We start from the raw sequence: 12395 nt of genomic DNA on the forward strand, positions 1-12395 counted from the left end.
CTGGATTATCTTCAGGCGATGGCTTCCGACGACCCCATTTCCGACGCACTGCCCCCGGTGCCAGTGCAATTCATCGCGAGCCCGCGCGACACGGCGGCGCTCGAACGCCTGGCATCGCAGGCGCGCGCCGATCTCGAACGCATCAACGTGCCGCCGCCCGCGTGGGTGCTGCCCGCCGAATCATCGACCGCCGAGGCACCCGTGCTCGACGTGCTGGTCGCCGGCGCCGGCATGTGCGGACAGACCGCCGCCTATGCGCTGCGCCGCGAAGGCATCACGAACATGCGCGTGATCGACCGCGCCGCGCGCAGCGACGAAGGCCCATGGGGCACTTATGCCCGCATGCTGACCCTGCGCAGCCCCAAGCACGTGGGTGGGCCGGAACTCGGCGTTCCGTCGCTGAGCTTTCGCGCCTGGTACGAGGCCCAGCACGGCGAAGGAGGCGAAAGCTCCGCCGAAGGCACGCCGGGCTGGCTGGCGCTGCACAAGATAGGCCGCGTCGATTGGCGCGACTACCTGCTGTGGGTGCGCGACACCGTCGGCCTGCAGGTCGACAACGGCGTGTCGCTGCACTCGGTGTCGCATGCCGACGGCGGCCGCGTGCTGCGGATCGAGCTGGAAGATGCCCAAGGGCGACGCGAGACCGTGCGCACACGCCAGCTCGTGCTGGCGCTCGGCCGTGACGGCAGCGGCGCGCCGCGCTGGCCGGCGTTTCCTTCGCTGCGGCGTGGCGACTCGCATGCAGCGGGCCGCGTGTTCCATTCCGCCGACCCCATCGACTTTGCGGCCTGGGAAGGCCGGCGCATCGGCGTTCTCGGCGCCGGGGCATCGGCTTTCGACAACGCCGCGTGCGCACTCGAAGCCGGCGCTGCGAACGTGACGCTGTTTGCGCGCCGCACGCAATTGCCGCAGGTCAACAAGAGCAAGGCGGCTTCGAGCCATGGCTTCCTGCGCGGTTTCGAGGGGCTCGACGACGCGCGCAAGTGGCGCGTCTACACCTACATCTTCGACGAGCAGGTGCCGCCGCCCTGGGAGACCGTGCGCCGCTGCGACGCGCACGACGCCTTCGAACTGCGCCTGGGCACGCCGTGGGACGACGTCGCACCCGATGAAGACGGCGTGACCGTCACCTTGCCCAACGGCGGCAGCGAGCGCTTCGATGCGGTGATCTTCGGCACCGGCTTCGACGTCGACCTGCTCGACCGGCCGGAGATCGCGGCCTACACGGCCCAGATCGACACCTGGGCGAATCACATCTCGGCCACCGAGGCCGAGCATCACCCGGAACCGGCGCGCTTTCCCTACCTGGGCGCGGGCTTCGAATTGCGCAGCGCGGACCCGGCTGGCCCGCAGGCCGACGCATTGGGGCGCATGCGCCTCTTCAACTGGGGCGCGACCATGAGCCACGGCGCGCTGGCGGGCGACATCCCCGGCCTGGCCATCGGTGCGAACCGGCTCGCCCAGGCGATCGCTCGGGACCTGTTCGTGGAAGATGCCGACCGGCATTGGGAACGTCTGCAGGCGCACGAGGAGCCCGAGCTGATCGCCACCCGGTGGTACGTGGCGGACAAGGGAAGCGACTGAGCGCGCGGCTCCGCGCCGTCAAGATGCCGGGGCTCGATCCTGGCGGTCCTCGATCAACTTGACCAACGTCCACAGCGTGCGATTGACAGGCGCCGGCACGCCCACCGCCTCGCCCTTGCGCACCACGTAGCCGTTGAGATGGTCGATTTCGCTGCGTTTGGCGCGCGCGAGATCCTGCGCGGTGGATGAAAACTGGGCAGGCATGGTCTGCGCGATGCGTTCCACCGCTTGCCATGTGTCTCCAGGCACCGTCACGCCGCTCGCAGCGGCGACGGCCAGGCATTCCTGCACCACGTCGCGCATCACCGCATCGACCCCGACGCCCTGCACGACGCGGCCATAGGGCAACTGCGAGATGGCCGAAAGCGCGTTGTAGGCGCAGTTCAGGATCAACTTGGCCCACAGCGAGCCGATGACGTTGTCGGAAATCTGCGTCGGCACGCCGGCTTCCGCCAGCAGCGCCGCCACCTGCTCGCTGGCCTTCGACGGCGCGATGACCAGTTCACCGCGGCCGTGGTGCCTGACGTGGCCGGGGCCCGCCATCTCGGTGGCCACATAGACCACCGCAGCAGCGACCTCCTGCGGGACCAGCGCCTGCAGGCGTTCGGCGTTGTCGACTCCGTTCTGCAGCGTGATCACGAGCGTATCGGGCGCGAGATGCGGACGGATCTCCATTGCGGCACTCTCGGTATCGGTGGACTTGACGCAAAAGAGCACGAGCCCCGCGCCTTCCACGGCGCTGGCCTCGGTGCTTGCCTGCATCGGCACGTGCGCCTTGAAGCTCTGGGTGTCGAGCAGGAGGCCGTCGCGGCGGACCGCTTCGACGTGCTGCGGCCTTCCGATCAGCGTCACTGCATGGCCCGCACGCGCCAGCATGCCGCCGTAGTAGCAGCCCACTGCACCGGCTCCCATCACGGCGATCTTCATGGAGTGTCCCGATCCCGGGACTTTCAACGGCTTGGCTGTCATGGATGCGCTTTCATCGGCTGTTGCGGGGCGAACATGATTTCACACCTCCGAGCCGGGGTGCCCACATGAGACTTGGCACGCCCATTTCAAGAACATTCAGCACGCGACTCACCCACCGCCGCGGCTCCAATCCGTAGAATTTTGATCGACTCAGCGCGACCAAAAGACACGCCAATTTGCAGACTATTGTCTTTATGTTCACGCAATTGCGCTGAAAACCGCAAGCCTCGCCAACCGATCCATCGCCGCCCCAGTGTCGGCTCACAAAGAAACGGTGCGCGCGCTCTGCGCAGCACACCAAGGGAAGCTTCGTCATGTCTCGTCTTGCCGCCAAGCGGCGCGCAGGTGTGCTCGCCTACACCTTGCGCGCCCGCGAATACATGCGTCGCACGCTGCGCTCGCAGCACTACGCGCCGCTCGTGTTCACGAGGCTGGACGACCTCATCGCCATGGGCCCGGGCGCGAAGACGCTGGACATGCTCCTGCTGGGCGATGCACCCGAGCTGGACAGTCAGGGACAACCGCTCCTCGCGGGCATTCGCAGCGTCATCGGGCCGGACGTGCCCGTGTTGCGCCTGCAATTGCAGAACGACGCGAAGCACATCCATCGCCGTGCCACAGCCGAAGGGGATTTCCCCCTCTCGCCGCGGTTCTTCAGCGATCTCTACCGCGTGATCCTCTCGTTCCTTGACGCCCACGGATTCGAAAGCTCGCCCTCGCATCTGGCATGGGGTGACTATTCCTTCGATCCGCTCCGGAGGGCCGTCGCCTTCGAAAAACGCGAAGCGCGCCTCGACGCCGTCGCGTTCGACATTGCCCTCGAGTTGTTCTTCAACACCGATCGCACGCTGACGCGCAAGGCATTGCGTCAGATGCTGCCCTCCGGCGAGCAGGGACAGACCGGATACCGGATCGACAACATCGGATCGGTCATCAAGGACATCCGCTCAGCACTCCAACTGCGCGGCTCGCGCGGCTGGGCCCTCGAAACCTTTCCTCATGCGGGCTACCGGCTGATGCGGATGGCGCCTGCCCCGCCACTCGCGCCGCCCCTGCCCTCCGTTTCCCAATACCAGCAACCCACCGATTTACTACAACTGAACTGAAAGCTCCTCATGCAACACAGCAATTTCAAGATCTGGTCGGCCGAGTTTCTCGGCACCTTCTGGCTCACCTTCGGCGGCTGCGGAAGCGCGGTGCTCGCCGCTGCCTTTCCCGAACTGGGCATCGGCCTGCTCGGCGTGTCGCTTGCCTTCGGCCTGACGGTCGTCACCGGCGCCTATGCGTTCGGACCCGTCTCCGGCGGCCACTTCAATCCGGCCGTCTCGTTCGGCCTGGTGGTCGCTGGCCGCATGCCAGCCAGCCAGCTTCCGGGCTACGTGGTGGCCCAGGTGGTAGGCGCATGCGCAGCCGCCGGGGTCCTGTACTTCATCGCTTCCGGCAAGCCCGGCGCCGATCTCGGCGGCTTTGCGGCCAACGGCTTCGGAGCGAATTCGCCCGGCCAGTACAGCATGGCCGCTGCGCTGGTGTGCGAGGTCGTGATGACCGCGTTCTTCCTGCTCGTGATCCTGGGCGCCACCGCCCAGCGCGCCTCGAACGCTTTTGCGGGCATGGCGATCGGCCTGTGCCTCGCGCTGATTCACCTGGTGTCGATCCCCGTGACCAACACCTCCGTCAATCCGGCGCGCAGCACCGGCCCGGCGCTGTTCGCACCGCAGTGGGCGATGGACCAGCTGTGGATGTTCTGGGTGGCCCCACTGGTCGGCGCCGCGCTGGGCGCGATCATCTATCGCGTGACGATGTCCGAGTCGCGCACGGCACAGATCGCCTGAGCCAGAAAGCCTGAGAGGCCCCGGCGGGGCGCCCCGCCAGCCCCCGCGGCCCCCCCCCCCCCCCCGCCCACGCCTCCAGCACCTCGATCGCCGCGCGGTCGAGTTTCTGCTCCGACGGCATGGCACGCGCAGCAAGCGGTGCGCCCGCCTCGGCACGCAGTTCTTCCACATCGATAGGGTGACGAGCCTCCACCGGCACACCCGCAAAAGCATCGCCCGACTGCGCGAGCGACGCGGCGTAGTAGAGCTTGCCGATGCCCGCGATCCGCATCGCGGCCACGCACAAGGCACAGGGCTCGCACGATGTGTAGAGATCGCAACCGCCCAGATCGACGCTCTTCAGATTTCGACACGCATCGCGAATCGCCTCGACCTCGCCGTGCGAGGTGGGGTCGAAATGAGCCACAGAGTGATTGAAGCCTTCGCCCACCACCGCGCCGTCCTTCACGACCACGGCGCCGAATGGCTCGGTGCCCGGCGTGTCGAGCGCCTGCGCGGACAGCGCAATGGCGCGCCTCATGAATTCTTCCTGGTACATCGTCGCTCCTTCTTTGCTCGGTCATTCGATGGCACTGGCCGACGCCGAAGCGATGGCGTGCGCCGGGATTGCGGAGAGATCTTGAAGGCCCGATGAGGCGCGCGGGAGATGTTGCACCGCCAGTCGAGACAGGGACTAATGCGACGCATCGTCACCACCTCAGTCCTGCATGAACACTGCCCAGATCGCCATTGCCCTCTTCGTCTTCATCCTGCTTTCCGTATTCTGGCGCCTGCTGGATCAGCGCAGCGGCAACTCCGCTCCGGCGACGCGGCCACGCCCCGCCACCTCCATGCCACTCGCATGCAAGCAGGCCGACATCCGGCAACTGCTGCAGCAGATGTCCCATACCTTGCAAGCCCGCCTCCACGACGCCGGGATGGCGCTGGAGTTGAAGCTTCCCGCCGATCCGCTCCCCGTGCTCCTCGATCGAGCGGGAATGCAGGAGGTCTTTGCGCACATCGTCGAGTTCGCGTGCCGGGCCATGAAGGCCGGCAGCACCCTGCACGTGCTGGGCCGCGTCGACGGCACGCAGGCCGTCGTCAACTTCATGGACTGCGCGCCGGACGCCGATGAGCCCCGTCTCGCGCAATGCTTCGATGCAGCGTCTGCGCGCCGCGCCCGGCTGCGCAGCGACTGCGAATCGATCGCGAGCGTGGCCCTCTGCACGCAGATCGTCGGAGAGCACCGGGGACGCATCTACGCGGCCCCGTCGCCGCTGGGGCGCCTCGGCATCACCTTGCGGCTGCCGCTGCAGCGCGCCGGCGGCGGCGCTCCTGCCGACCGGCTCTAGGGACTTTGCACTCGTTTTCTCCCAGATCGCCACGCACAGTCGGTTTGTCGCGATTTCGCGCGTTCCACGCAGGAGAAACTCAGATGGCAAAGGATTCACCACCGACCGACGGCGCCAGGCGCCACGTGCTGGGCACGCTCGGTTCGCTGGGCTTGTTCGCTTTGGGCGGATGCGGCGGCGGGGGCAGCGGCACCTCTTCGACATCGACGCTGGCGCCGATCATGACCAGCACCGCCTCCACCACGGCAGCGACCACCGGCACCGCCGCCGACGCGGACACGAATTCGAGCACCTGCCAGGTGGTGCCCGAGGAAACCGCGGGCCCCTACCCCGCCGACGGCTCGAACGCCAGCAACAACAGCTACAACGTGCTCGCCCTCGCCGGCATCGTCCGCTCGGACATCCGCACGAACATCGGCGGCACGGCACAGGTCGGCGGCGCACCGCTGACGCTGACCATCCAGCTCACCAACACGAAGACCAGTTGCGGACCACTGGCCGGCTACGCCGTCTACCTGTGGCACTGCACGCGCGAAGGCACCTACTCGGTCTACACGACACAAAGCCTCGCCGACAACCACTTGCGCGGCGTGCAGGAGACGGATGCGAACGGCACGGTCAGCTTCGTCACGGTCGTGCCGGGCTGCTACGCCGGACGCATGCCGCACATGCACCTGGAGATCTATCCGAGCCTGTCGAATGCCACGTCGGCAGGCAGCAAGGTCAAGACCACGCAGTTGGCTTTCCCGACCGAGACGCTGCGCGCGATCTACAGCAACGCCGCCGGCTATTCGCAGAGCGTGGCCAACCTGAACGCGATCAGCTTCGCGACGGACAACGTGTTCAGCGACGGCACCTCGCTCGAAATGGTGAACTTCAGCGGCGATGCCACCAGCGGCTACAGCGCGAACATCGCCATCGCGATCGCGGCCTGACCAGCCGTGCCCACAGGCTTGCCGCACAATGCGGCTCGCCCCGCCCCGCCGCCACCATGCCTCGCCTGACGCTGTTTCGAAAGATCTTCCTCGCGCTGGCGGTGCTGCTGCTGGCTCTGCTGCTGATCTTCGCGGGCTTCTCGCGCCTCGGCCTGCAACGCGGGCTCGGACCGTACGTCGCGGAGATCGAGATCCGCCGCATGGACTGGCTCGCCGAGCTGCTCAAGAAGCATCATGCGGAGAAGGGCAACTGGGACACGCTGCGCAATGACCCATCTGCATGGCGTGAGGTGCAGATGGGCGGTTTCGGGCCGATGCGGGACATGCGGCCGCCGCCATGGCAAGGCGGTCCACCGCCCCGTGATGCGGGGGGACCACCGCCCGGCCCGCCGCCCGACCTGCTTCCTTCGCGCCGCATGCCGCCTCCCTTCCCGCCACCGGATGATTCCGGCGGTCCTCGTGGCAATCCGGACTCCGTCTACCAGCGCCTGGGCCTCGTCGACGCCAAGGGGGCCTGGGTTGCCGGCGCCAGGGTCGATCCGTCGATCGCCGCCCGGCTCCCGCTGCGCGACGGCAATCAACCGATCGGCACACTCCTCCTGGCCCCGCTGCAGGGACTGGAGAGCGATGCCGACCGCGCCTTCGTCGCGCGGCAATCGAGCTTCGTCATCTGGACCGGCGTGGCGGGCCTGGCCATTGCGCTTCTGTTGTCGTGGCTGCTGGCGCGCCGCTGGTTCGCGCGCATCGAAGCGCTCACGCAGGGCGCCCAACGCGTCGCGCAAGGACGGCTCGATGCGCGTGTGCCCGTGCAAGGACAGGATGAACTCGCCCTGCTGGGCCGCACTTTCAACGACATGGCCGAGCGCCTCGACCACATCGAGGCGTCGCGCCGCGCATGGCTGGCCGACGTCGCCCACGAGCTGCGCACCCCGCTGGCCGCGATGCGCGCCGAGATCGAGGCGCTGCAGGACGGCGTGCGCAGCTTCGACGACAAGACCGCGCTTCGATTGCACCGGCAGGTCATGCGGCTCGGGCAGCTCGTGGACGACCTGCGCAGCAGCATGCGCGAGCAGGACGATATGTCGTCGCCCTTCGCGCCGGTGTTTCCGCTCGCGCTGTTGAAGGAGGCGCTGGCGCTCACGCGCGAACGCTTCGCACAACGCAAGATCTTGCTCGATGCAGCCGCCCTCGACGCGCTGGCAGCCGATCACCAGCCGCAGATGCACGGCGACGCGCGCCGGCTGCACCAGGCCTTCATGAACCTGATCGAGAACACCCTGTCGTACACGGACACCGGTGGCCGCCTGCAGATCGGCGCGCGCGTCGACGGCGCCCCGGGCGCGCAGCGGCTGGTGCTTCAGTTCGACGACAGCGCGCCCGGCGTCGCGCCCGGCGAACTGCCGCGCCTGTTCGAACGACTGTTTCGGGGAGAGGCATCGCGCAACCGGGCACTGGGCGGCTCCGGGCTCGGGCTGGCGATCTGCCGCGCCACCATCGAGGCCCACGAGGGCTCGATCGACGCGGCGCCGTCAGCGCTGGGTGGATTGCGCATCACCCTGACGCTTCCGCTGGAGGGCACGACATGACCCGCATCCTCGTCGTCGAGGACGAGGACGACATCGCCTCGGTACTCGTGGACTACCTGCGGCACGCGGGCTACGACACGGAGCGCGTGGCCGACGGCGAGAGCGCACTGGAACGCATGGTCGCGAATCCGCCGGATCTCACGCTGCTCGACGTCATGCTGCCGCGGCTGGATGGCATGGCGGTGCTTCAGCGGGCGCGGCAGCACACGGCCCGTCCCGTCATCATGCTCACCGCCCGCATCGAGGAAGTCGATCGCCTGCTCGGCCTCGAACTCGGCGCCGACGACTACGTCTGCAAGCCCTTTTCGCCGCGCGAAGTGGTGGCGCGCGTGCGCGCCGTGCTTCGACGCAGCCTCGACGGCGAGGCATTGCCGTCGGTCCCGAAGCGGCTGATGCTGGACGACGCCCATTGGCGCGCGACGCTCGACGGCGCGCCGCTGAACCTGACGCGCCTCGAATTCAGGCTGCTCCAGGTGCTGGCGCGGCAGCCGGGCCGGATCTTCTCCCGTTCGCAATTGCTGGACCTCGCCTACGAGGACACTGCCGACGTGACCGAGCGCGCGGTGGACAGCCACATCAAGAACCTGCGCCGCAAGCTGGCCGCCTCGGGACCGTCGCACGACTGGATCCGCTCGGTCTACGGGGTCGGCTTCGCATTCGAAGAGCCCGGCGGCTGAAGCTCCCACATTCCTCCGAAGTTGCCGGCGACCATCGGCCACAAGGAGATTCCAGATGAACCGAACCCAGGGATGGGGCCTGCTGGCCCTCGTCGCCTTTCTTCAGGGCTGCGTGATGCCGCCGCCCCCTCCGCCTCCAGGGCCGCCACCGCACCACCATCGAGAAGGACGGCCGCCACCGCCGCCGGAATTCATGAAGGCGTGCGAAGGCCAGCAGGATGGCGCCGCCGTGCAGATCCCGGGCCGGCGTGGCGAACCGCTCGACGGCATGTGCCGGCGCACGCCCGATGGCCGGCTGGTCTTCGTGCCCGCGCCGCCGCGGTGAATTGGCGGAGCCCCGGGCTGCTCAGACCCAGCCCGCGCGCCTGAAGCGGTAGTACAGGTAGCCGCAGCAGCCGACGATGAGCGCCAGCGCGACGGCATAGCCGTAGCGCCAGTCCAGCTCCGGCATGTTCTTGAAGTTCATGCCCCAGATGCCGGCGAACGCGGTGCACACAGCGAAGATGGCGGCCCAGGCGGCCAGGCGCTTGGTGACCTCGCCGTCCTCGATCGTGACCATCGAGAGATTGACCTGGATCGCGGTGCCGATCGTGTCCCGGATGGCATCGATGGACCCGTTGATGCGGCCGAGGTGGTCGATCACGTCGCGGAAATAGGCCTGCGATCCCAGGCAGATCTGCGGCACCCGCCCGCCGTGCAGCTTGCCGGCGCCTTCGAGCAGCGGCGCGACGGCATGCTTGAGCACCGTGAGCCGCTGTTTCAGGTCGTACAGCCGCTTGATGCTTTCGCGCGCCGCACCCTTGGTAAAGATCCGCTGCTCAATGGTTTCGATCTCGACTTCGAAGGCATCGATGATCGGAAAGTAGCGGTCGACCACCGCGTCCATGAGCGCGTAGAGCACGAATCCCGGGCCGTTCCTGAGGAGCTCGGGTTCGCGCTCGCAACGCTCTCGCACCTCGACGAAGCCGTGCTCGCTGCGATTTCGCACCGACACCACATAGTTGTGTCCTACGAAGACGTCGATCTCCCCGATGCCCAGCCTTGATGTCTCCGGGCCTTCGGGCTCCAGCAGATGCATGACGGCGAACAGCGAGTCCTCGTACTCCTCGACCTTCGGCCGCTGATGGCCATGCTGGGCGTCCTCGACCGCCAGCGGGTGCAGGCCGAACTCGGCCTGCAGTTCGGCCAGCTCCTCGGCCGTTGCCTCGTGCAGCGCGACCCAGACGAAGCAGCCTGGCAACGAGAGATAGTCGCTGATCTTCGAGACGGGAATGTCGGCGAGCTTGGTGCCGTCCTCGTAGACGACGCAGTTGATGAGCATGCGAAGAGCCCGGGCAGTGACGATGACGGGATCATCTTGCCACGCACGGGCTCGCACCGGCGCCCGCCGATCAGAGCTGGCTCATGCCGCCATCGACGATGATTTCGGTGCCGACGATGAAAGCGGACTCCGGCGCCGACAAGTGCAGCACGGTGGACGCCACTTCATCCGGCGTGCCGAAGCGGCCCAGCGGCACCTGCGCCTGGATCTGCGCGGCGGTGGCTTCCAGCGTCGCCGAATCCAGGCCCAGCTTGCCGTAGAGCGGCGTTTGCACCGGCCCGGGGCTGACCACATTCACCCGCGCGCCCCGCGGCAGCAGCTCGGCCGACAGCGTCTTCGCCAGCGAGATGACCGCCGCCTTGCTCGCGGCGTAGACCGCGGAATTCGGCATGCCGATGTGCGCGTTGATCGAGCCGTTGATCACGATCGAAGCGCCCGGGTCCAGCAGCGGGGTCAGCGCCTGGATCTGGAAGAAGACGCCCTTGACGTTGATGTCGAAGGCCTCGTCCCAGAAGGCTTCGGTCACATCCGCCAGGCTGGCGAACCGGGCGATGCCCGCGTTGAGGAAGACGGCGTTGAGCTTCACGCCATGACCGGAGAGGTACGCCGCAAGCTCCTTCGCCGAAGCAGGGGCGCCGGCATCGTTGCGGAAGGCCAGGGCGCGAGGGCCGAGTTCGGCCTGCGCCTTTTCCAGCGCCGCGGCGTCGCGGCCGGTCACGATGACGCGTGCGCCTTCGGCGGCGAAGGCCTTGGCGGCGGCCAGGCCGATGCCGCTCGTGCCGCCGGTGACGAGGACTGTCTTGTCTTGAAAGCGATTCATGGTGGACTCCAATGGATTGCGGTGGATTACCGTGATGTGAATGGTCCGCTTTCGAGGGCCCGTTGACGTACCGCCCCCGCGATGAACATGTGCGAAAACATCGAACATGTGGGCCCGCCATGCCATGATCCGGGCGAACTTGTTCGAGGATACGACGATGCTGTCAGAAGACGAACTCGCGCTGCTGGAGGCCATTCGGGAGAGTGGCAGCCTCTCGCGCGCCGCTGCCCGGCTGGGCAAGGCACCTTCGACGATCTCCCACGCGGCCCGGCAGCTGGAAGAGAGATTCGACGCGCTGCTGTTCGACCGGCGTCGATACCGCTTGCAGCTCACCCCCGCGGGACAGCTGCTTGCACAGGAAGCGGCAAGGCTGGCGGTGGACGTGTCGCGGCTCTCGCAGCGCGTTCGGCAGGTCGCCAGCGGCTGGGAGGATCGCCTGTGGATCGTGACGGACGAAGTCATCGAGTTCGAGTCGCTGCTGCCGGTCATCACCGCCTTCGATGCGCTGGAGTCCGGCGTCCCGCTGCGCGTGACCCACGAAGTCCTCAGAGGCACCTGGGAGGCGCTGCAGGACGGCCGTGCAGACATCGTCGTCGGCGCGACCAACGAGCCTCCGGCCATCCAGGGCCTGCGCTGGTTCGAGCTCGGCGTGATGGATTGGGTGTTCGCCGTGTCGCCGCGGCATCCGCTCGCGCAGGCGAAGGAGCCGCTGGGCCGCGACCTCCTCACGGGCCACCGCGCCGTGGTTGTCGCGGACACCTCGCGCAGCACCGAGGGCAGTGCCTACGGCACCCACGGCGGCCAGGCGACGCTGGCCGTGCCGACCATGCACGCGAAGATCCTCGCGCAGCGCGAAGGCCTCGGCGGCGGCTGGCTGCCACGGCAACGCGTCGCTGCGCTGCTCCAGCGCGGCGAACTGGTCGAGAAGCAGACCGCCGACCCGCGCGAGCCCAACATCCTCTACGTCGCCTGGCGCGGCGAGCATGAGGGCCGCGCGCTGGACTGGTGGCTGGAACAGCTCAGGCAGCCACGCCTCGCCGGGCGGCTCGTGCAGGGCCTGGACGCGTTCGTCCGTTGAAGGGGGCGCGGCCGGCGCGCACGAAGTCTTTACGCCGGCGCTCATGCTTTTTACGCGCCTTTTATGGCCGCGCACCTACGCTCGCGTTCCCTTCTTGTTCTTGCATTCCTTCAACGATGAAATCGCTTCCTTTCACCCCCTTGGTCGCGGCCGCCCTTGCCGCCTTGCCGATGCTCGCGAGCGCGCAGACTGCCCCTGCCGAGCCGGCTCCCGCGCCGAACCTCACGGGCAACGTGGCGCTGACCACCAACTACAAGTTCCG

At 67.7% G+C, this 12395-nt stretch carries 13 protein-coding genes; 9 read left to right on the forward strand and 4 right to left on the reverse strand.

From position 1 onward, the window contains the following. Window positions 1–18 precede the first annotated feature (18 nt). A complete protein-coding gene (locus tag QTH90_RS23570) occupies window positions 19–1584 on the forward strand; it encodes a SidA/IucD/PvdA family monooxygenase (protein ID WP_286666991.1) in 1566 nt (521 codons plus the stop codon). 18 nt (window positions 1585–1602) lie between these two features. Here QTH90_RS23570 and QTH90_RS23575 read toward each other — a convergent pair whose 3' ends face one another. After that, a complete protein-coding gene (locus QTH90_RS23575; RefSeq protein WP_286666992.1) occupies window positions 1603–2511 on the reverse strand; it encodes a ketopantoate reductase family protein in 909 nt (302 codons plus the stop codon). A gap of 356 nt (window positions 2512–2867) precedes the next feature. On the opposite strand from QTH90_RS23575, the gene QTH90_RS23580 reads away from it, so the two are divergent. Beyond that, window positions 2868–3659 carry a winged helix-turn-helix domain-containing protein gene (locus QTH90_RS23580; protein WP_286666993.1) on the forward strand — a complete coding sequence of 264 codons (792 nt, stop codon included), beginning with the start codon at window positions 2868–2870 and terminating at the stop codon, window positions 3657–3659. A gap of 9 nt (window positions 3660–3668) precedes the next feature. Further along, a complete protein-coding gene (gene aqpZ / locus QTH90_RS23585; RefSeq protein ID WP_286666994.1) occupies window positions 3669–4385 on the forward strand; it encodes an aquaporin Z in 717 nt (238 codons plus the stop codon). On the opposite strand, the gene QTH90_RS23590 is transcribed toward aqpZ, so the two are convergent. Further along, entirely contained in the window at window positions 4336–4923 is a 588-nt protein-coding gene (locus QTH90_RS23590; protein WP_286666995.1) for a nucleoside deaminase, read from the reverse strand. The two genes, aqpZ and QTH90_RS23590, sit on opposite strands and share 50 nt — an antisense overlap. 169 nt (window positions 4924–5092) lie before the next feature. Between QTH90_RS23590 and QTH90_RS23595 the strand changes: the two genes are divergently transcribed. The 5 genes from QTH90_RS23595 (at window position 5093) to QTH90_RS23615 (ending at window position 9239) form a co-directional block, all read left to right on the forward strand. Further along, window positions 5093–5716 (forward strand): sensor histidine kinase, encoded by a 624-nt coding sequence (locus tag QTH90_RS23595; protein WP_286666996.1) that lies wholly within the window; start codon window positions 5093–5095, stop codon window positions 5714–5716. An 83-nt stretch (window positions 5717–5799) separates the two neighbouring features. Beyond that, on the forward strand, window positions 5800–6651 hold the full coding sequence (locus QTH90_RS23600; RefSeq protein WP_286666997.1) for a dioxygenase family protein: 852 nt from the start codon (window positions 5800–5802) through the stop codon (window positions 6649–6651). Between the two features lie 56 nt (window positions 6652–6707). Then, window positions 6708–8237, forward strand: a complete 1530-nt coding sequence (locus QTH90_RS23605; protein WP_286666998.1) for an ATP-binding protein — start codon at window positions 6708–6710, stop codon at window positions 8235–8237. After that, window positions 8234–8914, forward strand: a complete 681-nt coding sequence (locus tag QTH90_RS23610) for a response regulator (protein WP_286666999.1) — start codon at window positions 8234–8236, stop codon at window positions 8912–8914. The genes QTH90_RS23605 and QTH90_RS23610 overlap by 4 nt, the downstream gene beginning before the upstream one ends. A 55-nt stretch (window positions 8915–8969) precedes the next feature. Then, entirely contained in the window at window positions 8970–9239 is a 270-nt protein-coding gene (locus QTH90_RS23615) for a hypothetical protein (RefSeq protein ID WP_286667000.1), read from the forward strand. 21 nt (window positions 9240–9260) lie between these two features. Here QTH90_RS23615 and QTH90_RS23620 read toward each other — a convergent pair whose 3' ends face one another. Together QTH90_RS23620 and QTH90_RS23625 are read right to left on the reverse strand one after the other, a co-directional pair. Then, the gene (locus tag QTH90_RS23620; RefSeq protein WP_286667001.1) at window positions 9261–10235 is read right to left on the reverse strand and encodes a magnesium and cobalt transport protein CorA; all 975 of its coding nucleotides are present in this window, start codon (window positions 10233–10235) and stop codon (window positions 9261–9263) included. 70 nt (window positions 10236–10305) lie between these two features. Next, on the reverse strand, window positions 10306–11055 hold the full coding sequence (locus tag QTH90_RS23625) for an SDR family oxidoreductase (RefSeq protein WP_286667002.1): 750 nt from the start codon (window positions 11053–11055) through the stop codon (window positions 10306–10308). A gap of 157 nt (window positions 11056–11212) precedes the next feature. On the opposite strand from QTH90_RS23625, the gene QTH90_RS23630 reads away from it, so the two are divergent. Beyond that, entirely contained in the window at window positions 11213–12133 is a 921-nt protein-coding gene (locus QTH90_RS23630) for a LysR family transcriptional regulator (protein ID WP_286667003.1), read from the forward strand. The last annotated feature ends 262 nt before the right edge of the window (window positions 12134–12395 follow it).

This window comes from Variovorax flavidus (assembly GCF_030317145.1).
Lineage (GTDB): Bacteria > Pseudomonadota > Gammaproteobacteria > Burkholderiales > Burkholderiaceae_C > Variovorax > Variovorax flavidus.